Below are 26,527 nucleotides of genomic sequence, written 5' to 3'. Positions count from 1 at the left end.
GTAGATAAACAATCAGGGAGCAAAGAATCAATAACAAACACCAATTGATAAACTGTCTGCGATAGCTAAGAGTTAACCCTAATAATTTGATTTAAGTAAAAAATCGCTTTCTTTGCGTCAACGAGCAGCCATGTACGATCCAAATCCGCCGCGCCCGCCCCAAGAAACAATGCCGACGATGTATGATTTACCCAGCGAATTAATAGGGGAATCAGGCTTGCCGGACGAATTTCACTGTATTCAGGCTGATTTATTAACTGAAACTTGTCAACCTCCCAACTATTCACCCACAGAAATTTTACTGGCTAGCGATTTAAACCTGTACTACAATCCTCGCCATCCTTTATGGTACAAAAGGCCTGATTGGTACGTAGTTTTAGGGGTAGCTGGTGCTAGCCAACAGCAAGACTTACGCTTAAGTTACGTTGTTTGGCAAGAAGGAATTAATCCATTTTTGGTAGTTGAATTACTTTCACCCGGTACAGAGCAAGAAGACTTAGGAAGAACTCTCAGGGAAGTCAATCAACCGCCAACTAAATGGGAAGTTTATGAACGTGTTTTGCGGGTTCCTTACTATGTCGTATATGATCGCTACGAAAATCATCTGAGGATCTTTCAACTTATAGGCAGTCGTTATGCAGCAGTATCTCTTAGTGATAATCGCTTTTGGCTAGAAGAGTTAGAACTGGGATTAGGATTGTGGCAAGGTACTTATCAGCAGATCACTGGTTTATGGTTGCGTTGGTATCATGCACAAGGCTGGGTGCCTACCCTGAGAGAAAAAGCAGAGCAAGAAAGGCAACGTGCAGAACAGGAACGACAGCGTGCAGAAAGATTGGCGGAGTACGTGCGATCGCTAGGCGTAGATCCTGATAATTTGAGTTAATTAATCTGCGGTTGATTTTTTCTAATTATCAGCTTGCCTGGCAGTTGATTGAGATTAAACCAAATTAGTTACAGACAGTATTTTTTATTAATACCAAATGGTAATATAGGACTCATATTTGATTTTTGAAAAAAACTAAGTACACTTTTATTTCTTCTTCCCTGTTCCCCGTTCCCTGTTCCCTCTCTACGCAAATAATTTCTCCGAATCAAAGCGGATTCCTATACCTATTTTAAAAAAGAATGAGAAAGATTGTAGGGGCGCGGAACTGCCTTGCCCTCTAGAATATTATTGATGTGTCGCAAACATTATTTGATTTGGTATAAAAATGCTGCTATAGATAATTTTGTAAAAATTTTCACCAGCAATTTTTATACAACATTGGTATTTTGCCAAGACTGCTGAAATTGGTATAATGATGTACTTATTTAGTCATGCAAAGGGAACCTTCATCACTAATTAACTTCATTAATAGCACTAGGATGCCATCGGTAACGAGCGAGGGAGCAGAAATTGCTAAGAACAATGCGAGGAGTTGCACGTAAAGCGGGAAGGTTGAGGCGTATTCTACCAGTAGAGCAAAGTTTATGGGTAAAGTTTGATTTACTCAGAACTTTGGTCAGAAGAGATTTAGAAGGACGATACAAAGGTTCTATTTTAGGGAATTTATGGCCTTTGCTGAATCAGCTCTCGCAATTACTAATTTACACCTATGTATTCTCCATTGTTCTCAAAGTCAAATTAACCCTGAAAACTTTACCAGAAAATAATTTTACTTTTGGCTTGTGGTTATTTGCTGGTTTACTACCTTGGATTGCGTTTACCAGCGGATTAATTCAATCTGCTAATTCCGTAGTTACACAGTCAAATTTAGTCAAAAAAGTAGTTTTTCCCTTAGCTTTATTACCCTTAGTGCCAATTTTATCAACATTTATTGAAAGTTCTTTTGGCTTAATGGCATTGATTTTTTTTGTCGCCATCAGTGCCCATACTTTACATACTACTTTGGCGCTGTTACCCTTGGTCTGGTTAACACAATTATTGCTCACAGCCGGATTAGGTTATTTGACAGCAGGACTCACAGTGTTTCTGCGCGATATTCCTCAGACTTTAGGGGTAATCTTAAATATCTGGTTTTATGCAACACCGCTTGTCTATCCCGCATCTACTATTCCTGAACAATGGCGCAGTTGGATATTTTGGTTAAATCCCATAGCTGCGATCGCAGAAGTATATCGTGATTTAATTTTAGTCGGGGAGGTAAAACACTGGGGTGAATGGGGAGTGGCTTTTATGGTTTCCTTGGTGGTATTTGGTTGTGGGTTTTCCATGTATAGAAGGTTGCGTCCTGCCTTTGCTGATGTGTTATAAATCTGGGGAATTAACCCAAATTGAGCTTCATAACAAATCATGCGATCGCTGGGTTGATATCTTGTCTAATTTTTCAGATGTGCTAGTAGTAAGTGTGCGATGCTATGGGTGATGAGATTGCAATTTCGCTCAAAAATGTCTCAAAATGCTATAAGCGTTATGCTCGTCCTATAGATCGGCTCAAAGAAATTTTAATACCGAAAAGCATTCATTCTCAAGAGTTCTGGGCGTTACAAGATATTAACCTAGAACTTTATCAAGGTGAAACTTTAGGAATTATCGGACAAAATGGCTCTGGTAAAAGTACGTTATTACAGATTATTGCTAGAACGCTCACACCAACTATAGGAGAAGTAATAGTAAATGGGCGAGTTTCTGCTTTGTTGGAATTAGGTAGCGGCTTTAATCCAGAATTTACAGGACGACAAAATGTATTTTTTAATGGTCAAATTCTGGGTTTAAATAAAGAAGAAATAGAACATAAATTTATTGAAATAGAAAAATTTGCTGATATTGGTAGTTTTATCGACCAGCCAGTGAAAACCTATTCCAGTGGGATGTTTGTCAGGCTCGCATTTGCTGTAGCCGTGAATGTTAATCCCGAAATTCTCATAGTAGATGAAGCGCTGGCCGTGGGAGATATTTATTTCCAACAAAAATGTTATGAGCGCATTAGAAACTTGAGAGATATCGGTACAACTCTGTTATTTGTTTCCCATGATTCGACTGCTGTACATAAACTCTGTAGTAGAGCCTTGTTATTAGAAACAGGTAAATTAATCTTAGATGCCAAACCCAAGCAAGTAATTGATTTATATGAAGCTAAACTTCTGCAAAAAAATGATGTGCAACCAGATGCAGTCAAAATAGATATTATCTCAGAAGATGGCGGACATAAGTTAGTTAATGAATCTTCCTTAACAAGTGCTGTTGATGAAGTAGTAATTAATGCTCCAGATGTTAGTATAAAGTTTATCAGATTCTTAGATGAGCAAGGAGAAGAAATATTAGTAGCTATTAGCGACCAATTATTGCAATTATCTATAGGAATTTTATTTCTTAAATCCTATGCAGATCCACATATCGGATTTAAAATCCGAGAGAAGACAGGTGAGGTAATCTTTGAAACCAATACCTGGTGTATGGGGAAAAGCATCGGTCGAGTAGATAGTAGTACTTTAGTAGAAATTTGCTTCCGTTTTTATGTACCTTTAATGGAGGGAGAATACACAATTACATTTGGTATTGCTGATGGTGTCATAGGAGAAAGTACTTTTGAACGTACTTTGCTTTATGCTCATAATGTTTCCGTATTAAAAGTTTTAAAAAATACAAATTCTATACGTTGGTCAGGTATTGTAAATCTTTCACCCACAGTTTCTATTGATAAGCAGACTTATGTTTGATGAGATAATTCAGCAGGCAAGACAGACAGAATATGACTTTCGACAAACCGCCAATCCAGATGATCCACTGGGACATCTGTTTAACGAATGGTTTGAATACTACAAATTAAAGTGGGCGATCGCTCATGTTCTCAAACCCTCTACAATCCTAGAAATCGGAGTACGTTATGGCTACTCCGCCGCTGCGTTTCTTCATGGAACTCCATCTGCCAAGTATGTTGGTATCGATTTAGATACAGATTCCTATGGAGGTGTTAAGGGTGCAATTAACTGGGCAAAAACTATTACTCAGCAATTTCATACAGAATATATTATTGCTGATACACAGGCTATGAACCGCTTGCCTGGAGATTTATACGATCTGATTCATGTTGATGGACAACAAGATGGCAATGGTTCCTTTCATGATTTAGAACTTGCAATTAAGCAGTCACGTTATGTTCTGGTAGATGGATATCTCTGGACAAGACAAAATTTTATGGCAGTTAGTGATTTTTTATTCACTAACTCTGATTTACTAGATTGGTACGGTGTCATACCAGGTTATGCTGGAGATTTATTAATCAAAGTTTCTCCTAATTATTTAAATCAATTTCATCAAAATATTAATCTTCAAGTTACATCTAGTACAGATATTCGTAATACTTATACCAAGGAATATTATACAGAAGATTGCGGTGGGTTTGATGCATACAAAATATATCAAGGTAAAAAATTAGAAGACCCTAGATTAAAAGCAGTTGCCACTATCGCTAGTTTAAAAAAATCAGGCAAAGTCTTAGATATTGCTTGTGGTAGAGGCGAATTAACCTATCATTTTGCCAAGCAAGGGTTTTATGTAACAGCGATTGACTATGCTCAAAGTGCTATTGAATTAGCACAAAAGTGTTTTATAGGTGAAGAGGATTTAAAAAATAATGTAGATTTTTTATGTGAAAATATATGTGATTTATCCTTTCCCAAATCCTATGATTTAGCAGTAGCATCTGATGTGATTGAACACCTATCATTTGCAGAAGTAGAGTTACTATACAGCAAAATTTCTCAAGCCATCAATCCAGATGGTTTGTTTATCATACATACATTTCCTAACCTTTGGTACTACCAGTATGAGTACAAAAGAAAAAGAAGGATTGCCGCATCTGTAGGTGCATATTTACCAGTGCAGCCACGTACTAGGTATGAAATGTTAATGCACATTAATGAACAGTCACCCCGGGTATTGAAAAAGCAACTAGCTAGGCACTTTGCACATGTACTAGTTTGGTTTGGTGAGCCAACTAACCCCGGAGGTAGCCTGGTAAATAAATATTCAATACAAGAACTTCGTTCTGCAACTAGTTTATTTGCTATTGCTGCTCATAAACCCATAAATCAGAGTGAGTTAAAGCAAAGGCTACAAATGCATCCTTTACCGCATCAGGTTGCCGAAAAATTAAAATTAATTGTAAAAGATTGTCCTCAAAATGTAGTTATCGGCAGTGACTTTGAAGTATCTGTAGACTTAATTAATCATAGTCAATTTATCTTCAATAGCTTTCTCCCTCACCCAGTTCACCTTAGTTATCATTGGATGAATGAGCAAGGCACCAATAATATTATATTTGATGGAGAGAGAACAGCAATCTTTCCACCACTAGACCCAACATCACAAAACTCATACAAAGTAAAAATTAAAATCCCTCAGGAAAAGGGTAATTATCTGCTCAGACTTACTCTTGTGCAAGAAAATGTGCGCTGGTTCGATCAAGAACCGATAAATTTAAAACAAGATATTCCAATAACAATAAATTTAAAAGCTCATTAAAGAAATTTTTAGTAATAATGTTTAATAAAGTTTTAGCTAGAACTGTATGATAATCACATAGGCTGTAATTTAAATAAATAGTTGTTAAGATAAACCAAATGTCATCAGTTAATAATTTAAAAGACTTATTAAATAATGCAGAACTGAAAGCGCAACCGCGTACAAAGTGGCCTGGTAATTTAAATTTCTTTCCTTTTAATTTAAGCTTAAGATTTCAAAATTTTATTTTAAAATGTATCAACTTTCTCTTTAAAGACCAAAGAGAAGTAAACTTGAATTTAATTATGGCTTTGCGAGAATCTGTAGCTCTCAATCAACAACTAACAGAAGAAATAGCTACTTTAAGGAACCAGATAGATGAATACATAGATAAAAATAATAACCGTATACAAAATATAGATAAACAATTAGCATCTGTAGATACTCACATTAAAAAACTGCAAGATGAATTGATTATTAATGACAGTTACCTCAAAAATGACTTAATCCAACAGAAGCGTTTAATTGAAATGTTTTTAGAAGAATCAAAAAAACGCTTACCAGAACCTTTCACTCAAGAACAACTACAGACATTTGTGAATGAAGAACCAAATTTATTAGATGCGTTCTATGTAGCTTTTGAAGACCAATTTCGTGGTCAGCGAGAGGAGATTCTTAATCGCTTAAAAGTTTATTTACCCTTGATTGTAGAAACGAAGATTGGTAACCCAGACTTTCCGATTTTAGATGTAGGTTGTGGACGCGGTGAATGGTTAGAGTTATTGCAAGAGTCCGGATATACAGCTAGAGGACTTGATATTAATAAGGTAATGGTAGAACAATCTCGTTCTAGAGGATTTGATGTCATAGAAGCAGATGTCATGCTTTATTTGCAATCTCTCCCAGATCATACTTTAGGTGCTGTCACTGGTTTTCATATCATCGAGCATTTAACTTTTCCCATATTAATGAAATTTTTTAGTGAAGTAGCCAGAACACTTAAACCTGGGGGACTAGCTATTTTTGAAACCCCTAATCCTCAAAATGTTCTAGTTGGTAGTTGTAACTTTTATTTTGACCCGACTCATCATCATCCATTACCTAGTCCATTGATTAAATTTATGCTGGAGATTCAGGGTTTATCTCAAGTCAGAGTTATAGACCTGCATCCTTATCCAGACACTTATAAAGTCAGTGGTGGTGAGCTAGCTGAAAAATTCAATAATTATTTTTATGGGCCACAAGATTATGCAGTAGTAGGATACAAACTATAAATTTAGAAAATGTTCAAGTGATAATATGAGTGAAATACAATCATCTTTAAGGATTGCCATAGACCTCACTCCTTTAAGAGTTGGAGGAGCAAATGGAGGAGCAAAAGTTTTAATTTTAACCCTAATTAAACAATTTCAAAAATTAGCTCCTCATCATCATTTTGTACTTTTGACAGCACCTTGGAATCACTCAGAAATCAAGGAATACGAAACTCACAATACAGAATGTCTGTTAATTCCTAATTTAACTGAAACTCCAAAACAACCTAAAGCAAGATTATTATCAAAACTGATTCAGAAAATACGGAATAAAATTAGCATCAAGCTAATTGACTCCCTTAATCAGAGTACATTACTTACAAAACATAATATTAATTTACTTTTTTGCCCTTTCTCTGCACCAACTTATGCTGAAAAGGGTATACCAGTAGTAGCCATTGCTTATGATTTACAACATCTAGACTACAAATTTTTCTTTACCCCTCAAGAACAACAACACCGCACAAAATTTATCGCCGAACTCCTCAGAAAATCGCAGAAAATAATCTGTATTTCAGATTTTACACGTCAATCTTTTATTAAATACTTTCAAACTCCTTCAGAAAAATTTGCTGTTATCCCGATTTCTATTCATGAGCGGTTAACTAAACTCAATGAAAACATTGTCAAAGAAAATCTGATAAATCTAGGTTTGGCAGAAAGAAAATATATTTTCTACCCAGCCAACTATTGGCCGCATAAAAACCATCGTATGCTATTAACAGCCTATGGAATATATAAAAAACATTTACCAGATGGATTAGATTTAGTATTTACAGGAGCCTTAGAAGATGAACAAAACCAATTAAAAGAAATACTCAAAGTCATGGGGCTGAGTAAAAATGTCAAATTTTTGGGTTATTTGAATGAAGAAGCATTGACATCTGTTTGGCAAGGTTGTGAATGCTTAGTTTTTCCTTCATTATATGAAGGATTTGGTATTCCTGTTTTAGAAGCTATGGCATTTGGTAAACCAGTATTATCTAGTAATGCTGCCAGTTTACCAGAAGTAGGAGGAGATGCAGTTATCTATTTCGATCCTCGCAAACCCGATGAAATAGCATCATGCTTGCTCAGTATTAGTAGCAATTCACTATTAATTGAAGAGCTAGTTAATCAAGGATATCAAAGGTTAAAGCTATTTGATGGGCAAAAAATGGCTGATGAGTATCTCAATATATTTGAGACAGTAGCCCTAAATCATCCAACATCAATTCAAACATCGATTTCTGGTATTTATGATGATGGTTGGTCTGCACCTGAGTTTTCTATTTCTATAGAACCGGGTTCTCCAGGGCGAACTCTAGAGATTTTGTTGGAGACTCCCGCATTTTTTCCAGCTGCAAAAGCAAGGATAACGTTACAAACAAAAGGTAAAAAGTCATGCTATACCTGCATTCGAGCTGCATCACAGAAGATTGTTTGGCCAGTTTCATCTACAGGGGAAGAAATTACTGTGCAGATTTTGCCTAGTTTTCAGCCTAGTCAACTTAACCTTAACTCAGATCAGCGCCAACTTGGGGTAATGGTACGTGATTGCCGTCTCAAGTTAGCTGATGGCGAATCTATTTCAATTCTTGCTTTAGAGAGTGTGGTGTGAACTTAAAATTTAGCGTTATTACACCTTCTTTTTGTCAAGGTCGTTTTATAGAGAGAACTATACAAAGTGTACTCTCTCAAAAATCTTCAGATATAGAAATTGAGTACATCATCTGTGATGCTGGTAGTACAGATGAGACTATAGAAATTTTGCAGCATTATCATGAGGATCTACGCTGGATATCAGAACCCGATAATGGACAAGCTGATGCAGTCAATAAAGGTATTGCGCTCACAACAGGTGAGATAATTGCCTGGATTAATTCTGATGATATCTATTATCCTGGAACGTTTGAGGTTATTCAAGAAATTTTCGCATCAAATCCCGATATACAAATCATATATGGTGATGCTGACCATATTGATGAACAAGATGTATTTATGGAAGCCTATCCAACAGAACCTTGGAATTACCAACGTCTAATTGATACTTGCTTTCTCTGTCAACCAGCTGTATTCTTTCGCCGCCATCTAGTTGATAAATATGGAAACTTAGATGCTTCTCTCAAGTACTGTATGGACTATGAATTGTGGCTTCGCTATGGTCAACATATCCCATTTTATTACCTACCTCGTAAGCTGGCTGGTTCGCGCCTCTATAAAGACAATAAGACACTTGGTCAGCGAATAGCAGTTCATTATGAAATAAATAATATGATGCATTCCAAATTTAGGAGTGTACCAGATAAATGGATTTTCGCTTATGCCCATGTGAAGGTAGAAGAAACTTTAAAGTTAGATAGAAGCGACCCTATTCAAAATTTTAAATTTGTTCAGGCAGTAATTTATAACAGCTTATGGTCATTTTATCAATGGAAAAAGTTTATTTCACTTAAAGTGTCAGCCAAGATGGTTTGGTGGGTAATTGCTGCAAATATATTTTTGTTTAAAAATTTATCTTTATTATTTAAAAGGTTATGAAAATCGGTTTTGATATTAGCCAAACTGGAAAAAATAAGGCAGGATGTGGCTATGCTGCTGCCAGTCTTATCCAAAACTTAATAGAAGAATATGATAATCATGAATATCTGCTTTATTCAGCATTTGGCAATACTTTTTGGGATCCAGAACATGGAAAAAGTACGTGCCGCTTTTCTCAAAGAAATTGTACTCACTTACTAGATAATTTATCTCATCAAGATTCTCTAAATTTTTGGAATACTACCAAAGCAATAGATGAAGGAAAATTAGGAAATCCCGATATTGTTCATGCGAACAACTTTTCATCTCCCCAGTTAAATTTTGCACGTCTGGTTTATACTATACATGACGTGAGCTTTATCGATCATCCAGAGTATACTTCTGAAGAAAATCGATGGATTTGCTTTAACGGTGTCTTTGATGCTTCCATAAGAGCCGATCTAATTATTGCTATTTCTGAATATTCTAGAAAACGATTTTTAGAAGTATTTCCACACTTTCCTATGGAGCGCACTCGTGTCGTCTACTTAGGAAGTCGTTTTACAAATGTAGAGGATGAAAAACCAGTAGCTACTCTCAAACCTAATAATTTTTGGCTGTCCGTAGGAACTTTAGAACCTAGAAAAAATTTACGTCGAACTTTACGTGCTTTTAAGCAATATGTTGATGTTAATCCTGACTCTAAACCTTTAGTTTTAGCAGGAGGACAAGGATGGTTAGAAGAAGACCTAGAACAGTTTATTAATAATCTAGAATTGAGTAAACATATTATTAAACTAGGCTATGTAGATGACTCTACACTAAAATGGCTATATAAAAACTGCTGGGCTTTTATTTATCCATCTATTTATGAAGGTTTTGGGTTACCTGTTTTAGAGGCTATGAGCCTTGGTACTGCTGTACTTACTTCTCATACTACAAGCTTGCCAGAAGTTGGTGGAGATGCAGTTTTATATGTAGACCCTACCAATGAAGCTGATATTTTGGCAGGTTTTATAAAATTGGATGATGACAAATTACGTGAGATTCTTAAGGCGAATAGTCCAACACAAGCAAGTAAATTCTCTTGGAGGAAAGCTGCGAAAGAAGTTATGCAAGCATATACAGAAGTTTTAAATATGCCAAAAAAAATCTTTCAATGATTTTGATCTAAGAACTCTAGCAGTGTATTCTAGTAGTCTGGGATAAAAGGTAGTGAGTACCTTTTAAAGATTATTTGTTTAATACTAAGCTCTGATAAATGTGACTGCAAAAGCTCTGATTACTGGTTTAACTGGACAAGATGGCTCTTATTTAGCTGAACTACTTTTAGCTAAAGGCTACGAGGTTTTTGGCTTAGTGCGTCGTTCCAGCACTAGTAACTTGGAACGTATTTCTCACCTGTTTAGCCAAATCAAAATTGTATCAGGTGACCTTCTCGATCAGTCTTCACTCATGGATGTGATTGCTGAATCTCAACCAGATGAAATTTATAACCTTGCTTCCCAAAGCTACGTTCCTCTGTCTTGGACACAACCCGCACTCACCGCTGAATACACTGCTCTTGGTGTCTCTCGACTGCTAGAATCTATCCGTCGATGTAAACCTGATGCTAAATTCTACCAAGCATCAAGTAGTGAGGTTTTCGGTCAACCAGACGAGTCACCGCAAACTGAACGTACCGCCTTTCGTCCCCGCAACCCTTACGGTGTTGCTAAAGCTTATGCTCACTGGATGACTGTCAACTATAGGCATAAATATAATCTTTACGCTTGCTGCGGTATCACCTATACTCACGAATCGCCTCGACGCGGTACAGAATTTGTGTTTCGCAAAATTACGCATACAGTAGCGCAAATCAAACTCGGTTTAGCAAATGAACTCAAATTAGGCAATTTAGATGCGCGTCGTGATTGGTGTTATGCCAAGGATGCTGTTTATGCCATGTGGCTAATGTTACAGCAAGAGCAACCAGACGACTACATTATTGCTAGTGGTGAAACCCAGTCTGTAAGAGAACTTGTAGAATGTGCATTTAACTATGTTGGTCTTAATTGGGAAGATTATGTCTCAGTAGACCCAACATTTTATCGGCCTGATGAGCCTGTACAGTTAATTGGTTGTATTGATAAAATCAAGACCGCTATAGATTGGCAACCGCAACACTCCTTTAAGCAATTAGTTGAGTTAATGGTTGATTCGGATATGAAAAAATTGAGTCAAAACGGAGCCTGAAAATTTTCATGTTAAAAATTGTAGTTGATGCCACCCCTGTCGAACCAAAACCGAGTGGGGTGGGTTTTTATGTTGCTAATTTAATCAATTCACTTGATGCGCTACAAGCAGCAGAAAATTTTCAGTTAGAGATAATTTATCAACCAGGTTTAAAAAAATGGTTAAGGCGAGATTTTAATTTTCCTGATTCCTTAAAAAATTATGCTCACTTACATCTTTTGCCTCTACCTGTAAGGCTTTCTGATTTATTATTAAAGTTAAATTTTAAACCGAGTTTAGCTTATTTTGAGAAATACTTTGGTGCTGCAGATATCGTACATGGGACAAATTACACTGTTTATCCCTGTAACCAAAGTTTAAAGGTAATGAATATATATGATTTAACTTTTATTAAATATCCTAATTATATTGACTCTGTTGTTAAAGCATATACGGAACGTGTAAAGCGATGCTTAGGGTGGACAGACCTAATTTTAACAATTTCCGAAAGTTCTAAAAAAGATATTATTGAATATTTGCAAGTAGAACCGCAAAAAGTCTCTGTCACACCTTTAGCTAGCCGCTATTATCCTGATTATTTATCTGATGAGGCTGCTCAGACGCTAGAACCAGAAGTTAAATATGATTTTTCGCAACCATATTTACTGTTTGTCAGTACTATAGAACCCCGAAAAAATATTAATGCTATTATCTCAGCCTTTAACTTCTTAAAAGAAAAACATAAAATTGAGCATCAATTAGTATTGATTGGTAAAAAAGGATGGCGTTATGAACCAATCTTCGCAGCGATTGAAAGCTCTCCGTGGAGAGAACAGATTCATCATCTTGACTATTTATCTAATGAATTAGTAGCCTTATTTTATTCAAAAGCTGATGTGTTTGTTTATCCTTCTCATTACGAAGGGTTTGGATTACCTGCATTAGAAGCGATGACTTTAGGCGCACCAGTTGTCTGTGCTAACAGTTCTTCGCTACCAGAAGTTACAGGAAAAGCGGCTCTCCTGATTGACCCTGATGAACCGATGCAATTAGCTGAAGCCATTCTCAAAGTAATTAGTGATTCTCAGTTACGCCAAGAGTTAATTCAATTAGGTAAAGAAAGAGCAAAGTTATTTTCTTGGGAAAAAACTGCAAAAGAAACATTAAAGGCATACCGAGGCATTATGTCATGAATAGCGTAGATAATGCCTTATCGGAAAAATTAATTATTAATCTCTCAATTATTTTTTCTCAATCAACAGGTATCAGCAATTATGCACAAAATATTTTTCCTTACTTAAAAACTCTCAAACCTACTTTATTAACAGCCAAACAATATCCCGAATTTAATTGCTATATAGTTCCAGATAATCTGACTCCTGCTCAAGGTACAAAAGGTCATTTTCGCCGCTTAATTTGGACGCAATTTCAAATACCGCAAATTTATCAACAGCTAAAATCGCAACTTTTATTTTCTCCTGTACCGGAAGCACCGCTATATACAAATTGTCGTTTTGTTGTCATGTTTCACGACTTGATACCCTTGCGATTTCCTAGAAGCTTTTCACCTCTAATACCGTATCATCGCTACTACACACCCCAAGTACTTAACCAAGCACAACATATTATTTGTAATTCCCAAGCCACAGCTAAAGACATCATCGACTTTTACCAAATTCCTAGCAGCAAAATCACACCCATTCTCCTTGCTTACGATCGCACTCACTTCCGTCCTCTAAATTTACCCACCAGCAACTACTTTCTCTACATTGGTCGCCAAGATACATACAAAAATGTGCATCGCTTAATTAGTGCTTTTGCTGCATTACCTAATAGTAAAGACTACGAACTGTGGTTAGTAGGGCCTAGCGATCGCCGTTATACTCCAACTCTACAAGCACAGGTTGCAGAATTGGGTATAACCAATCAAGTGAAATTTCTGGATTATGTAGCCTATAGCGAATTACCAACAATTATTAATGGTGCGATCGCACTGGTTTTCCCTAGTCTCTGGGAAGGTTTTGGCTTACCTGTTCTAGAAGCAATGGCTTGCGGTACTCCCGTAATTACTTCTAATATTTCCTCTCTTCCTGAAGTCGCTGGCGATGCGGCAATTCTGATTAATCCCTACAATACAGAAGAAATTACCGCAGCCATGCAAGCTGTAGCCAATGATTCCAGTTTGCGATCGCATCTTTCCACCCAAGGTATCACTAGAGCAAATCAATTTAGCTGGGAAAAAACCGGAAAAGCCACTGCTGAAGTTTTATCGCGCTATTTTTAGTCGCAAATGAGGAATTTAGAACTTGGTAAAATTAATATGTAAATGATCAAAATCTGCTAAATGACTACATCAATCGAACTACCTAGTGGCAAAATCCTGAATATTACTCGTTTTATTGCGCTGCTTCCAGTTAGCAATAATGACGATAGTAGTTATCAATTGATTTTAGAAGGATATCCCCATCCTATTAATTTAGAATCATTGGATGTTCAGGTTGTAAAAAAACTATTGCAACTAGATAAAGACAATCCAGTTATCAATCATCAATTAGGATGGGATAAAGAAGAACAAATTCGGAAAAATCAACGCGTTATGGAATGGTTAGCTCAACAAATGGAATATTACAATAATATATCTGATTCAGAAGCTATGGAGAGACAGGAATTTTTTGAAAGGTTTAAACAAAGAGTCGATGCTGAAAGACCAGAGGGACAGAAGCTATATTCAGAATTATGATAGTTTTTATTGACTCCAGTGTATTAGGAATTCTTGCTAACCCCAATAAAGTTGGCGAAGTGCGCGACTGTTGGGAATGGATTTATAAATTACTCCCAAAAGGTGTATATGTTTGTTCTTCTCAAATCTGTGATTTTGAGGTGAGAAGAAGTATGATACTTGAATCTCAGCTAAAACCTTCTTTGAATCACATTGTCAATTTAGATCAGTTGCAAGAATTTATCCCTTTGTTACCCATCACTCCAGAATTACTAAAAAAAGCATCTGTGCTTTGGGCTACTGCTCGTAGTCAAGGTATTCCCACAGCAGATAATAAAAGTCTTGATATTGATATGATTATTTGTAGTCACTGGCAAATGTTGAGAGAAGAATTTCCTGGTCGTTATGTTGCGATCGCCACTACTAATGTCAAGCATTTAAGCCGCTTTACCGAAGCTAAAATCTGGCGAGATATTAACCTGTAAAATTAAAAGATGAAGTATGAAAAAAACTTCACACTTCATCCTAGCCTACGGCAAGACGCTACGCGTCTACACACTTCATCCTTCCTAAGGTGTTCCTACTGCGCCAGAGTAAATTAAACCCCGTTGCAGATCTAAGGTTAAAATTGCCCCATCTCTAATTACTTGTGTTGCTTCCTTCACACCCACAATTACTGGAACACCTAAACGCAAGCCAATGACAGCAGCATGGCTGGTGAGGCTTTCTTCTTCTGTAATAATTCCTGAGGCTTTGCGAATTGCTTCTACAAAATCGGCAGTGGTACGAGGAGCAACTAAAATATCTCCAGGATTAAAGTTACTTACATCCATACCTTTGTGCGCGACTCTGGCGCGTCCACTCACAGAACCTTGTCCGAGTCCAATTCCCTGGCCGAGAACTGCTGTGACGACTTCAACCTTGATTAAATCTGTCGAGCCGGAAACACCTTGGAGTGTACCTGCTGTCATGACAACCAAATCACCCTCAGTTAGTAGTTTATTTTCTTGAGCAACATTTATAGCAGCTTGAAAAGTTTGTCCGGTAGAAGGTAGTTCTAGGACTAACAGCGGTTTTACTCCCCATACCATTTGTAACTGTCGTGCTACGTTGACATGAGGTGTAATTGCCAAAATCGGTGTGCGTGGACGGAATTTGGAAACATTGCGCGCTGTTGCCCCTGTTTGGGTTAAGGTCATAATTGCCGCTGCACCTAACTGTTCAGCAATTTGTCCTACAGCTTGGCTAATGGCGTTAGGGATGGAACGTCTAGCATCTCTTAACAGGCGATTGGCGTTTTGTGCTTCTTCTTGTTCAATGCGTTCGGCAATTCTGGCCATAGTTGCTACAGCTTCTACCGGGTAACTACCTACGGCAGTTTCGTTAGAAAGCATGACTGCATCTGTGCCATCTAAAATTGCGTTTGCCACATCTGATACTTCGGCACGAGTGGGGCGGGGATTACTCACCATGCTGTCTAACATTTGCGTGGCGGTAATAATGGGAATCCCCAAGCGGTTAGCAGTAGCAATCAACTGCTTTTGCAGCACAGGAACATCTTCAGCTGGTAGTTCTACCCCTAAATCACCTCTCGCTACCATTACGCCATCACACAAAGCTAAAACTGCTTCCATTTGCTCAATAGCTTCGTGCTTTTCAATTTTGGCAACTACTGGTACATTCTTACCTGTGCTGGAAATTAGCTCTTTAATTTCGATGATATCTTGAGGATTGCGGACAAAAGACAGTGCTACCCAGTCTACACCTTGATCTAGACCAAACATCAGATCCTCGCGGTCTTTGTCGGTCATGGCTTTGATGGAAAGGTAAACTCCGGGAAAGTTAACACCTTTATTGTTAGAAAGTTTACCAGCTACGGTAACACGACAATGTAAATCACCTTTATCGCGGTTAATCTCCTCAACTACCATTTCGACTCGCCCATCATCGAGGAGGATTTTTGCACCAACTGGGACTTCTTCGGCCAAGTAATCGTAGGTAACACAGCTAATTTCTTGTGTACCAATTACCGGACGATTAGTTAAGGTGAAGCGATCGCCTTTTGCTAAAACTATAGACCCATTTTCAAACCGCCCCAAGCGAATTTTTGGCCCTTGCAAGTCTTGGAGAATTGCTACTGGCTGATTTAGTTCAAAAGCAGTTTGCCGAATTAAACGGATACTACGTTGATGATCGGCATGAGTCCCGTGGGAAAAGTTTAGCCGTAGTGTTGTTGCTCCCGCTTCAATAATTGCCTTGAGCATTTCTGGACTGCTAGTAGCAGGCCCAATTGTAGCGACAATTTTTGTGCGGCGTAGAGAATCTCTTAATTGCATAGGGGCTGATTCGAGGATCTATCTAGGAAACCATCGTAAATTAAAGGGCATTTCTATTTCCGTCACTGCTATATCAATCAGATGTAAGCAGTTAGAAAGGGGGAATAAAGGCCAGTTGGTGGCGCGAAATTTAAATTAATCTAGGAGATAGGGACTAAGGGCTAAGGATTTTCATGGGTTGGGGAATTTTCCCGTGAGTAATTGCCTTGAATAATATATGTATTTCCGCCAAGCTGCATTAGTAGTGAGCTATGAAAGACTCCTTCTAACATGGCAGTTTTAGTGAGTGGATAGACTAGTTATCGTACACTAATCTTGGTTCCATCCTCCCCAAGAAGGATATTCTTCTACCTCATTCTGAGCGATTGCTACAACCCAATTAATGCTGAAGATGCAAGTCCCGTCTGGCATCATATCGTATTTATCTATACAATCTGCTAAATGGCGGATAAAACTTGCTATACAAAAGTTTATAAAAGTTTATTATTCACTAATCTTTGTCGTATATTCGTAATGTTTGATAAATAAGGAGATTAGAATGCTCACGTCGGAGGCACAGAAGCCACTGACAGTCCCACCCAAGGAATTTTTAGCGCCTGCTGGTGATTTTAGTGCCACAATGCTGCTGTTTTTTAGTGCAGTGGCAATGCTAGTGTTATCTAACTTTGGTTACTGGCTGTGGGAATGGCCGCACTGGCTATGCTTTAGTGTGAATACTCTAGCACTGCATTGTTCTGGGACAGTGATTCACGATGCTTGTCATCAATCTGCCCATCGCAACCGAGTTATCAATGCAATGTTAGGTCATGGTAGTGCGCTGATGCTAGCTTTCGCATTTCCGGTATTTACGCGAGTGCATTTACAGCATCATGCCCATGTTAATCATCCTAAAGATGACCCAGATCATTATGTCTCGACTGGCGGGCCTCTGTGGTTGATTGCAGTACGATTTTTGTACCATGAGGTATTTTTCTTTCAACGGCAACTGTGGCGTAAATATGAGCTACTGGAGTGGTTTATTAGCCGCTTGATTGTAGGGACAATTGTTTATATCTCAGTGCAATATCACTTTTTGGGTTATATTCTCAATTTTTGGTTTATACCAGCATTTATCGTGGGCATAGCATTAGGATTATTCTTTGATTATCTGCCCCATCGCCCATTTGTAGAGCGCGATCGCTGGAAAAATGCTCGCGTTTATCCTAACCCAATTCTGAACATTTTGATTATGGGACAGAATTACCACCTAGTTCATCATTTGTGGCCTTCAATTCCCTGGTATAACTACCAGCCAGCATATTATTTGATGAAACCACTATTAGATGCAAAAGGTTGTTATCAAACTTCCGGATTATTACAAAAGAAAGATTTTTTTGAATTTGTTTACGACATCTTTTTAGGAATTAGGTTTAACCACCACAAACAGCCTGAAAATTAACATGATATAACCATTTACAACCGACAGGCGATCGCGCTATATATTCTGAGTTATGGATGCGATCGCTCTCACTGGAAAAAGTTAAAAATTGACCTGCCGCATCAAGAACCCTCCGCGATGATGAAAAATCTATGCTACTTGCAAAGACTGTCCGAGAGTTTTTGGTTCAGGGAGAGATTCACCAAGTTCTAAAGCTGTTTCAATTAATAACTCTAGTACTTCTTGGGCTTCACACATCCTTAGAATTATCAGCTGTGGCGAGGTATTTAAGCAGGGGGAGTGTATCGTGAACTTCTTTGAAATTTCTGGCTAAGGCTTCCACTGCACTACTTCGCACATACCCATCATCATCAGCAGTAGCCAAGTCTTTGAGGAAGGTAAGGGTGTCGGGGTCTTCTTTGAAATTTCTGGCTAATACTGAAACTGCGATATGTCGCACAACTATATTACTATCAGCAGATGCCCAGTCTTTGAGGAAGGTAAGGGTTTCGGGGTCTTCTTTGAAATTGTTGGCTAATAATGACACAGCTAAACGTCGTACATGTCCATGATCATCAGCAGTAGCGCAGTGTTTAAGAATGACCAGGGTATCAGAATCTTCCTTGAAGTTTCTCGCTAACGCTAACACTGCTGCATATCGCATAACCGCACTATTATCAGTAGCGAGGTGTTTCATGAAGGGGAGGATGTCGGGGTGTTCTTTGAAATTGCTGGCTAATGCTTGTACCACTCTAATTCGCACATTTTCATCATCATCAACAGTGGCTTGGTGTTTTAGAAAGGGGAGGGTGTCAGGGTTTTCTTTGAAGTTGCTGGCTAATGCGTCCACTGCTGCACTTCGCACATCTGAATTATCATCAGCAGTGGCTTGGTGTTTGAGAAAGGGGAGAATGTCAGGGTTTTCTTTGAAGTTGCTGGCTAATGCGTCCAATGCTGCACTTCGCACATCCGAATTATCATCAGTGATGCAAAGGTGTTTGAGGAAGGAGAGGGTGTAGGGATCATCTTTCCAGATTGTTGCAACTGTAATGATTGCTTGGGCGCGAATTTCCCGAACTAGCTGGATATCTTCATTATCTCCCTTACTGTCATAGTAGTAAGGCAGATCATATTTGATTAAGTCCTTGAATTGCTCAAGTAATTCATCAGCCGTTGACTTAATCACCTGACGGTTTCTAACTTCTACTAAACAATAAGCCGCTAAAAATAAGTTAACAAGTGTTCCTTCCTCCACATTTATATCTATTAAATAGTTGATAATTTCTAATGTAAAGTGGTCATCAATCATTCCGGCAATTAGCCGCAATACCTCATGCCAAGTTTCATCTTGCCAGTGTTTTCCAAAAACTTCAGTCTTTAGATAATCAATTGTAATACTGCGTTCTTTTTCAAACTTCCAAACAAACTTCCAAGCACAGAAATATTCCAAAAATGTTCTATGCACAAAAGCATAGTAATCTGCACCCAAGAAACATAACATAAAGTTGCGAGTCCGCAGTTGATTAATCATCACCCGCGCAGCTTCTCTGGCTTGACTGACTTCTATAGTTTTGAGATAGTCAGTCAAAATCTTAACTAAATCATCTTCTTTAATTAAATTACCAGCTAAACCTTTGTCGCCAGTTTGCATATAATAAGCAACCTGACGCAGCATCGCTTGCTTATCTTTATAATCAATAGTTTTAGGATCTATTCTTTTATCTTCCACCAAAGCGCGTTCTACATCCCATTGATGTAACAGTACCCGCGATGCTTGGTTATAAAGTTCCGCTCTATCTCTGGGCAATTCCTGATTACGATTGAGAATCGCCATCATCGTCAACAATAGAGGATTCCCCGCTAATTCTGTAATAGCTTTGGAAGTTTCAATTCCTCTTTGCAATCGTTCCCGTTTTCTAACTTTATCTGCTACATCACTAAAAGTTAACTCATGCCAACGGTAAATAAAATCTTGAATTTGTGATGAGTCTAAATCTTGCAACATGAAATGATGAAATTGAGCATCGCGCAATCGTTGCGGTTTATAGCCAATCACGCGAGAAGTCACAATCACCTGCACGTTAGGATATTCATTGGTGAAGCGATGAATAGCTGTAATTACATCCTCACGCTTACCAGGGTCAAATACTTCATCTAAACCATCAAACATCACCAAAGCATTACCAGCCTTTAGCTGTGCTTGCAATTGATGCTGATTGAGGTGAGAAATTGCACCAGGACTTTGATGAAAGAACTCTAAAAAATTCTTACAATGTCCGTCATCAGCATTTCGCATATAAGCGCGTAGTTCAATTAGCAAGGGAATTGGTGGTAACATAAATCCCGGCTTGTTGAGTGGATCGAGAGTTTTTTCTACCCAATCCAAAGCTAAATACTGCAATAATGTAGACTTGCCTGCACCAGGATCACCTAAGATGACTATATATTTATAAGTTTGCAGCTGTTTAACAATATCTAATACTGAACTTATCGGTTGTTCAAAATAAACTCGTTTGTATTTTTCTAATTCTTCTAAAGCAATTTCTTCTGCTTCTACTTGTTCACTGTCTCGCAGTCGCCGCAAATGTTCTTTCGGTAGTTCGTGAATTTGGGGTAAGACTTGGTGAATTTCTCGCACATTTTGCGGGGTAAATATTGACCATAATCTCAGTTCGTTATAGGCGTATCCGCTAGTATCTAAACTATCTAGTTTTAAGTTGACATAGCGCTCACGAATTGCTTCTTGATATTGCCGCAAGTCAAATTCTGGTTTAATCCCTGCTATTTCTTGAGTATTTTCCTTTATTGCTTCTAGGTTTTGTGAATCTAGCAACTCGCGTAAATCTTTTGATTCAGCTAAAATCTGTTGGCATTTTCTCAGATAATTATCAGTCACTAATTGCCAGTTAAATCTAGCTGGTAAAGCTGGTAAATTCAAACTCTTCCAAGTTGATTCTAGAGTTTGATAATCTAGCTCATCACAATCCGGCTCAAAAGCTTTACCGAGTATTTCTTTAACCGACTTGTGGTAAATAAATTTTTTGAGTGGTTTATCAAATTTCTTGATGTCTTCTTCAGGAAGCTTGCGAAACTTTAACTCATCTTCTAGCAGTTGCAAAAATTCCTTGAGTGCTTTAGCAATAGCTTTCTGAATTGGTTCTTTCTTAAAGAAATCAGGAACGCTGTTAAAACGGTCTTTGAAAAAATCTTTGGCGTAGTCCTTAGCTAAATCTTGAGCAAATTCTGAGGTCAGAATATTTTTGACCAGAAATCCCACAGTATTACTTGCTACCCAGCCAACTAACCATTCCACTATCATACTTGCGCCTGCTAAAGCTACTGATTACGAGTATATACACCAGCCTCAGCTATTTTTCCCAATATTTAAGATTAAAAAAATCACATAGAGAAAGCGATCGCAATTACATCGCCATTACTATGATCCGCCACCAATACATCTAATTATCAATTCTGGATTTCTTTAAGATTTCTCGCGCCGATGATTGGCAGCTTGCAATAATAGAGATTCGGCAAAAGCGATCGCATCCGTGGCTGATTTACCGCCAGCTAATTGCGCTAGTTCATCTCGGCGGGTAGTTAAATTATCCAAGGCGGTGACGCGGACGACGGTACGCTGCTCGCTGCTGCCATTGTTCTCTTTTTTACCTTTGCTTTGATTAATAATTTGCTTATCTACCCGGAAATGCCTATCTGCCATTGCTGCTACTAAGGGTTGGTGAGTCACACACAATACCTGTGAGCGTTGGCTGAGTTGGTGTAATTTCTCTGCGATCGCTTGGGCGACTCTTCCGGAAACACCTACATCGATTTCATCAAATACCATTGTCCCGGCTGCATCAGCTTGAGATACACAAGCTTTCAGCGCGAGTAAAAAGCGGCTCATTTCCCCACCGGAGGCAATTTCTGTTAAAGGTTGTATTGGTTCGCCGGGGTTGGGACTAAACATAAATGTAATTTTGTCTGCACCTGTAGCGGTGGGCGCAGTGGGCACAATCTCTACTTTAAACTGCACCTTTTCCATTGCTAGGGGTTTGAGTTCCGCGATTAATCTCGACTCTAATTTATTAGCGGCTGTACGACGCAATTGCGTTAACTGGTTACAAGCTTGAGTTAGCTTTGCTAAAGTTGCTTGTTCTTGCTGTTCTAAGCTTTCAATTGATTGTTCGCTGTCGTTGAGTTCAGCTAATTCACCTTGGATTTTTTGGTAGTAGGCGATCGCTTCTTGCAGAGTCGGGCCATATTTGCGGCAAATCTGCTTTAATTCCCGAATGCGTTCTTCTACTTCCTCTAAACGCTGGGGATCTGCTTCTAAATCTTCGCCATAGGCATTAATTTGCCTTGCTACTTCCATTAATGTAGCTTGGGCATCTCGGACTAAATCTAACAATGGTTGTAGCTGGCTATCATATTCCACCATGTCGTTTAAGGTGGCTTCGCTATCTCCTAATAAATCTGCGGCGGCTGGAGTTTCGTTATCGTTTTGATACAAAGCCTGATAGACCTTGTAACTCATTTGTTGTAAATCTACAACATGATTGAGGCGTTCGCGTTCTTGTTGTAGCTGTTCAAGTTCGCTCGGATCGTTGAGGTTGACTGCGCCTAATTCCTGCACTTGATAGGTAAGTAAATCTAGTTGCTGCAACCGTTCCCGTTCTGATGTCCGGCGTTTTTCTAAGGCTAAATGTGCTGTTTGGTACAAATTAAATAAATTGGCGATCGCTTGACGCTGCTGCATTAAAGAGTCGCCACCATGTAAATCTAACCAATCGCGGACTTGGGCGGATTGTCCCACTTGTACAGTTTGACCTTGGGCAGTAATTTCCACAAGGCGATCGCGTAGCCCCACCATCATCTGCCGATTCACCAACACACCATTTACCCGCGATCTACTGCGGACATTACTCGCAGTGGCGGCGATTTCTCGGCTAATGACTACAGAATTTTCATCTATGGAATCTATTTCTTGTTCGCTTAACCAAGCGGCTAAGGAAGCGTTAGATTTAAAAGTAGCTTCTACCATCGCCCGACTAGTGCCAGTGCGAATTACTCGACTAGATACCTTACCGCCTAAAGCTGCATCAATGGCATCTAAGATAATCGATTTTCCTGCGCCAGTTTCACCTGTTAATACATTTAAGCCAGCGCCAAATTCTAGTTCGAGTTGGTCAATTAGGGCAAAGTTTTCAATTCGCAGGCAAAGCAACATCAAGCCAAATTCTCCATCTAGGCAGATGCCGAATACTTCCAACTTTTAGGAATCTAGGCATGAGCCACTACTATAGAAGTAGCAGACCCATATAAGTGTAGCAAACCTAGTACAGTTACGCGGAATTCGTAATTTGTAATACCCTTCGGGAAGCGCAAAGCGCTACGTAATTCGTAATTACCTTTTTATAAGGGTTATAGCTTTTCAATGGGAAGTTTATTTTTGCCTTAGTGTACTAGTAGTCTACCCGATTGATTTTGAAAGGTTGCGGTTGTTCAGATCCCCGACTTTTTGAAAAAGTCGGGGATCTATGACCTCTCATAATTCAATAGCTGAAATTCTCTTTTGAGGATGAGGTTAAACAACAATTTTTCTTTCAATATATAGAGATGTCAGCAAATCTCGTGGTTTGCTATTATTACAATCCAATTTCTAGGGATTGAGGCAACTGGAACAAGAAAACCACTTGTTCTAACTAAATTGGGGTGCTGGAAACAAAACATATTGTTACAATACTTAACAGAATCAATTCGACCGGTGCCATTCTTCATGATTGCGAAAACACTTCCCCCCACTTCCCGACCGATCGAGGAGGACAATCGCGGTAGCAACAACCGCCGCGATGAGGTATATGTTGCTGAAGTTGTGTCCGAAAATGACACACAAGGCTTGGTTGTTAAATCGCCGAGACTGATAGCAGCTCAACAGCAAAGAGCATTGAGGGCACCAATTGACACTGAGATGACACGTTACGATCCAGTGGAGATTGCAGCGCATTATCAACAAAGACCTCTAGAAGTTTTTGGGCGGATTCTTGCTGTCTTATGGCCGACACTCTCCTTTGCTTTGGGGTTGTGGTGGGATAGCAAACGGGGAATTGTCGTAAAAAATGACCGCCGCCGTGCCGCGCAACTAAGAGAATTATTAACTAAACTAGGGCCTGCCTATATCAAAATTGGCCAGGCTTTGTCTACAAGACCAGATTTGGTTCCCCCCGCATTTTTAGAAGAACTTACCAAACTACAAGACCAATTACCACCTTTTCCTAACGAGATTGCTTATCAGTTTATTGAAGAAGAACTCGGCGCACCGCCAGCAGAAATATATAGTGAACTCTCACCACAACCAATTGCTGCGGCTTCTTTGGGACAAGTTTATAAAGGGAAGCTGAAAACTGGTGAGGAAGTCGCAGTTAAAGTGCAGCGTCCTGACTTAAAAGAAAGAATTACCGTTGACTTATATATATTACGTGGCCTAGCTGGTTGGGCGAAGAAACAGTTTAAACGAGTGCGAAGCGATTTAGTCGGAATTCTGGATGAATTAGGCGATCGCATTTTTGAAGAAATGGACTACATACACGAAGGAGAAAATGCCGAGCGTTTTTTCCAGTTATATGGTCACATGAAAGACATATACGTACCGAAAATTTACTGGGAATATACCAATCGTCGCGTTTTGACGATGGAGTGGATTAACGGCATTAAATTAACCCAAACGCCAGAAATTAAAGCTAAAGGTATAGATGCACGTTATTTAATTGAAGTCGGTGTCCAGTGTTCATTGCGTCAACTGCTAGAACATGGATTTTTCCATGCTGACCCCCACCCAGGTAATTTATTAGCCACACTGGATGGTAAATTAGCTTATCTCGACTTTGGGATGATGAGCGAGATTCAGCCACCCCAGCGTTATGGTTTAATTGAGGCGATCGTCCACGTTGTGAACCGTGACTTTGACGGTTTAGCTAAAGACTACGTCAAGCTAGATTTCTTATCACCCGAAACAGATTTAACGCCAATTATTCCCGCCTTCGCCAAAGTTTTTGCAGAAGCTCAAGGTGCAAGCGTTGCAGAGTTAAATATTAAAAGCATCACCGATGAACTATCGGCTTTGATGTATGAATATCCCTTCCGCGTACCTCCCTACTACGCTTTAATTATTCGCTCTTTGGTAACACTAGAAGGGATTGCAATATATATAGATCCCAACTTTAAAGTTTTGAGTGAAGCTTATCCTTACGTAGCGAAACGTTTATTAACAGATCCAGCACCAGCGCTCAGAGCATCTCTGCAAGATTTACTGTTTAAAGAAGGTAGATTTCGTTGGAATCGCTTAGAAAACTTATTAAAAAATGCACGAGGTAATGAAGACTACGATTTAAATTTAGTAGTCACTCAAGGGCTAGATTTTCTCACCTCTGAACGTGGCGGTTTTATTCGCGACAAATTGGTAGATGAATTTGTTAATGGGATAAATGCTTTAAGTCAAAATGTCCTGCATAACTTCACCTATTTACTCCGCGAACAAGTAGGAATCACAGCAATTAACGAAACTCCAGCCGCCACATCTGAGCAACAACAAACCTTAGAGCATATCAAACGAATTTTAGGTATTCTCCGCGATACCCGTGGCTTTGATCCATTGCAGCTGGCTCCGCAACTGGCACAATTATTAGTAAATCCCGGAGTACAGCGTTTAGGTCAACAAATTACTAATCGTTTGCTGCAAAAGGCTTTAACTAAGTTAATTCGCGATTTATTAGCAACAGAAGAAGTTAATCAGACTCCAGATAGTAATTTAGCCAAATCTGAGAGATTATCTTTACCTGCACGAGTATAAAATTCTTTGTTTTTTAAAACCCTTGCTTTCAATCTTTTTGATAGAAGCGAGGGTTTTCTTTTTTAGAAATTAGGTATTAATTACTTTATCCGCAGCAATAGTTAAGATTTCATCCATCCAAGCATTTATACTTTTACCAGCTTTTTTCGCAGCAATAAATATTTTTCTATGGTGTTCTGGAGTTGTACGGAATGGAAGTTTACCTGAGAAAGGTTTATCAGGTTCCTCTCCTAGTTCTTCACAAAAAGCCAGATAATCATCAACAGAGTTTTGAAATTCTTGACGCGCTTCATCTACAGTTTTTGCTTTAAAGGTAATCACGTCATTAATATCTAGAACTTGACCAAAAAGTATTCCTGCTTCTACATCTACTTCTAAGCTAGCGGTGTATCCTTTATAAGTCATCATGGTTCAATTCCTGCTTTAATTAAAAATTCCCTAACAGATTTGACTGCTCCTTTATCTGTTTCATTTTGAGGATGCGGTTCGTGAAAACAGCTTTCACATCATTTAATTTGACACGAACCCGCGAACCTCTACCTTGAGTAATATCAGCACCTAGTGCTATGAACAAACTTTCAATATCTTTCCAAAGAATATTAGATGGTACAGGATTAGTAAAAATTAACTCTAAAATTTGACGTTGTTTGTTATTAAGATCCATTTCATAAATACAATTACAGCCATCTTAAGGTTAAGTTGGATATATTAATTATTCAATGATATCATAATAT

At 38.6% G+C, this 26,527-nt stretch carries 19 protein-coding genes and 2 pseudogenes; 15 read left to right on the top strand and 6 right to left on the bottom strand.

Annotation, left to right across the window (positions count from 1 at the left end; translation table 11 throughout):
* Nucleotides 1-130: 130 nt before the first annotated feature.
* From HG267_RS12560 to HG267_RS12500, 13 genes are all read left to right on the top strand, one after another.
* Entirely contained in the window at nt 131-886 is a 756-nt protein-coding gene (locus tag HG267_RS12560) for a Uma2 family endonuclease (protein ID WP_045869277.1), read from the top strand.
* Between the two features lie 525 nt (nt 887-1,411).
* Entirely contained in the window at nt 1,412-2,257 is an 846-nt protein-coding gene (locus HG267_RS12555; protein ID WP_045869276.1) for an ABC transporter permease, read from the top strand.
* 104 nt (nt 2,258-2,361) lie between these two features.
* The gene (locus tag HG267_RS12550; protein ID WP_045869275.1) at nt 2,362-3,663 is read left to right on the top strand and encodes an ABC transporter ATP-binding protein; all 1,302 of its coding nucleotides are present in this window, start codon (nt 2,362-2,364) and stop codon (nt 3,661-3,663) included.
* Nucleotides 3,656-5,470: a class I SAM-dependent methyltransferase gene (locus tag HG267_RS12545; RefSeq protein WP_045869274.1), complete on the top strand. Its 1,815-nt coding sequence runs from the start codon at nt 3,656-3,658 to the stop codon at nt 5,468-5,470. The genes HG267_RS12550 and HG267_RS12545 overlap by 8 nt, the downstream gene beginning before the upstream one ends.
* Before the next feature lie 98 nt (nt 5,471-5,568).
* On the top strand, nt 5,569-6,723 hold the full coding sequence (locus HG267_RS12540) for a class I SAM-dependent methyltransferase (protein ID WP_052335122.1): 1,155 nt from the start codon (nt 5,569-5,571) through the stop codon (nt 6,721-6,723).
* A gap of 25 nt (nt 6,724-6,748) precedes the next feature.
* Nucleotides 6,749-8,362 (top strand): glycosyltransferase family 4 protein, encoded by a 1,614-nt coding sequence (locus tag HG267_RS12535; RefSeq protein WP_045869273.1) that lies wholly within the window; start codon nt 6,749-6,751, stop codon nt 8,360-8,362.
* Nucleotides 8,359-9,282, top strand: a complete 924-nt coding sequence (locus HG267_RS12530) for a glycosyltransferase family 2 protein (protein WP_045869272.1) — start codon at nt 8,359-8,361, stop codon at nt 9,280-9,282. The genes HG267_RS12535 and HG267_RS12530 overlap by 4 nt, the downstream gene beginning before the upstream one ends.
* On the top strand, nt 9,279-10,424 hold the full coding sequence (locus HG267_RS12525; protein WP_045869271.1) for a glycosyltransferase family 4 protein: 1,146 nt from the start codon (nt 9,279-9,281) through the stop codon (nt 10,422-10,424). Before HG267_RS12530 ends, HG267_RS12525 begins: the two co-directional genes overlap by 4 nt.
* Nucleotides 10,425-10,524: 100 nt before the next feature.
* Entirely contained in the window at nt 10,525-11,496 is a 972-nt protein-coding gene (locus HG267_RS12520) for a GDP-mannose 4,6-dehydratase (protein WP_045869270.1), read from the top strand.
* 8 nt (nt 11,497-11,504) lie between these two features.
* Entirely contained in the window at nt 11,505-12,668 is a 1,164-nt protein-coding gene (locus HG267_RS12515) for a glycosyltransferase family 4 protein (RefSeq protein WP_045869269.1), read from the top strand.
* The gene (locus HG267_RS12510) at nt 12,665-13,759 is read left to right on the top strand and encodes a glycosyltransferase family 4 protein (protein WP_045869268.1); all 1,095 of its coding nucleotides are present in this window, start codon (nt 12,665-12,667) and stop codon (nt 13,757-13,759) included. Before HG267_RS12515 ends, HG267_RS12510 begins: the two co-directional genes overlap by 4 nt.
* A 60-nt stretch (nt 13,760-13,819) precedes the next feature.
* Nucleotides 13,820-14,215 carry a hypothetical protein gene (locus HG267_RS12505; RefSeq protein WP_052335121.1) on the top strand — a complete coding sequence of 132 codons (396 nt, stop codon included), beginning with the start codon at nt 13,820-13,822 and terminating at the stop codon, nt 14,213-14,215.
* A complete protein-coding gene (locus HG267_RS12500) occupies nt 14,212-14,679 on the top strand; it encodes a type II toxin-antitoxin system VapC family toxin (protein WP_045869267.1) in 468 nt (155 codons plus the stop codon). Before HG267_RS12505 ends, HG267_RS12500 begins: the two co-directional genes overlap by 4 nt.
* 84 nt (nt 14,680-14,763) lie before the next feature.
* On the opposite strand, the gene pyk is transcribed toward HG267_RS12500, so the two are convergent.
* On the bottom strand, nt 14,764-16,530 hold the full coding sequence (gene pyk / locus HG267_RS12495) for a pyruvate kinase (protein WP_045869266.1): 1,767 nt from the start codon (nt 16,528-16,530) through the stop codon (nt 14,764-14,766).
* A 538-nt stretch (nt 16,531-17,068) separates the two neighbouring features.
* Between pyk and crtR the strand changes: the two genes are divergently transcribed.
* The gene (crtR, locus tag HG267_RS12490; RefSeq protein ID WP_045869265.1) at nt 17,069-17,968 is read left to right on the top strand and encodes a beta-carotene hydroxylase; all 900 of its coding nucleotides are present in this window, start codon (nt 17,069-17,071) and stop codon (nt 17,966-17,968) included.
* 129 nt (nt 17,969-18,097) lie between these two features.
* Here the strand turns inward: crtR and HG267_RS12485 are convergent.
* From HG267_RS12485 to recN, 3 genes and pseudogenes are all read right to left on the bottom strand, one after another.
* Nucleotides 18,098-18,196 (bottom strand): annotated as a pseudogene (locus HG267_RS12485) (type II toxin-antitoxin system HicB family antitoxin); the annotation flags it as partial.
* A gap of 1 nt (nt 18,197) precedes the next feature.
* On the bottom strand, nt 18,198-21,266 hold the full coding sequence (locus tag HG267_RS12480) for an NACHT domain-containing protein (protein WP_045869646.1): 3,069 nt from the start codon (nt 21,264-21,266) through the stop codon (nt 18,198-18,200).
* A 162-nt stretch (nt 21,267-21,428) separates the two neighbouring features.
* On the bottom strand, nt 21,429-23,174 hold the full coding sequence (gene recN, locus HG267_RS12475) for a DNA repair protein RecN (protein ID WP_045869264.1): 1,746 nt from the start codon (nt 23,172-23,174) through the stop codon (nt 21,429-21,431).
* A gap of 549 nt (nt 23,175-23,723) precedes the next feature.
* On the opposite strand from recN, the gene HG267_RS12470 reads away from it, so the two are divergent.
* Nucleotides 23,724-25,793 carry an ABC1 kinase family protein gene (locus HG267_RS12470; protein ID WP_081583947.1) on the top strand — a complete coding sequence of 690 codons (2,070 nt, stop codon included), beginning with the start codon at nt 23,724-23,726 and terminating at the stop codon, nt 25,791-25,793.
* A gap of 69 nt (nt 25,794-25,862) precedes the next feature.
* On the opposite strand, the gene HG267_RS12465 is transcribed toward HG267_RS12470, so the two are convergent.
* Together HG267_RS12465 and HG267_RS12460 are read right to left on the bottom strand one after the other, a co-directional pair.
* A complete protein-coding gene (locus tag HG267_RS12465; protein ID WP_210403080.1) occupies nt 25,863-26,198 on the bottom strand; it encodes a type II toxin-antitoxin system HicB family antitoxin in 336 nt (111 codons plus the stop codon).
* Nucleotides 26,198-26,457, bottom strand: a pseudogene (locus tag HG267_RS12460) (type II toxin-antitoxin system HicA family toxin). The gene HG267_RS12465 and the pseudogene HG267_RS12460 overlap by 1 nt, the downstream one beginning before the upstream one ends.
* Nucleotides 26,458-26,527 lie beyond the last annotated feature (70 nt).

This window comes from Tolypothrix sp. PCC 7601 (genome assembly GCF_025677855.1).
GTDB classification, from domain to species: Bacteria; Cyanobacteriota; Cyanobacteriia; order Cyanobacteriales; family Nostocaceae; genus Aulosira; species Aulosira diplosiphon.
Note: the sequence above shows the minus strand (reverse complement) of the source record. Positions and strands in the feature narration are given on the sequence as shown.

Bases quoted from the DNA above. Each gene is read 5' to 3' on its own strand.
- HG267_RS12560 (WP_045869277.1), top strand. From the start codon at position 131: ATGTACGATCCAAATCCGCCGCGCCCGCCCCAAGAAACAATGCCGACG.
- HG267_RS12555 (WP_045869276.1), top strand. From the start codon at position 1,412: ATGCGAGGAGTTGCACGTAAAGCGGGAAGGTTGAGGCGTATTCTACCA.
- HG267_RS12550 (WP_045869275.1), top strand. From the start codon at position 2,362: ATGGGTGATGAGATTGCAATTTCGCTCAAAAATGTCTCAAAATGCTAT.
- HG267_RS12545 (WP_045869274.1), top strand. From the start codon at position 3,656: ATGTTTGATGAGATAATTCAGCAGGCAAGACAGACAGAATATGACTTT.
- HG267_RS12540 (WP_052335122.1), top strand. From the start codon at position 5,569: ATGTCATCAGTTAATAATTTAAAAGACTTATTAAATAATGCAGAACTG.
- HG267_RS12535 (WP_045869273.1), top strand. From the start codon at position 6,749: ATGAGTGAAATACAATCATCTTTAAGGATTGCCATAGACCTCACTCCT.
- HG267_RS12525 (WP_045869271.1), top strand. From the start codon at position 9,279: ATGAAAATCGGTTTTGATATTAGCCAAACTGGAAAAAATAAGGCAGGA.
- HG267_RS12515 (WP_045869269.1), top strand. From the start codon at position 11,505: ATGTTAAAAATTGTAGTTGATGCCACCCCTGTCGAACCAAAACCGAGT.
- HG267_RS12510 (WP_045869268.1), top strand. From the start codon at position 12,665: ATGAATAGCGTAGATAATGCCTTATCGGAAAAATTAATTATTAATCTC.
- HG267_RS12505 (WP_052335121.1), top strand. From the start codon at position 13,820: ATGACTACATCAATCGAACTACCTAGTGGCAAAATCCTGAATATTACT.
- HG267_RS12500 (WP_045869267.1), top strand. From the start codon at position 14,212: ATGATAGTTTTTATTGACTCCAGTGTATTAGGAATTCTTGCTAACCCC.
- pyk (WP_045869266.1), bottom strand. From the start codon at position 16,530: ATGCAATTAAGAGATTCTCTACGCCGCACAAAAATTGTCGCTACAATT.
- crtR (WP_045869265.1), top strand. From the start codon at position 17,069: ATGCTCACGTCGGAGGCACAGAAGCCACTGACAGTCCCACCCAAGGAA.
- HG267_RS12480 (WP_045869646.1), bottom strand. From the start codon at position 21,266: ATGATAGTGGAATGGTTAGTTGGCTGGGTAGCAAGTAATACTGTGGGA.
- recN (WP_045869264.1), bottom strand. From the start codon at position 23,174: ATGTTGCTTTGCCTGCGAATTGAAAACTTTGCCCTAATTGACCAACTC.
- HG267_RS12470 (WP_081583947.1), top strand. From the start codon at position 23,724: ATGATTGCGAAAACACTTCCCCCCACTTCCCGACCGATCGAGGAGGAC.
- HG267_RS12465 (WP_210403080.1), bottom strand. From the start codon at position 26,198: ATGACTTATAAAGGATACACCGCTAGCTTAGAAGTAGATGTAGAAGCA.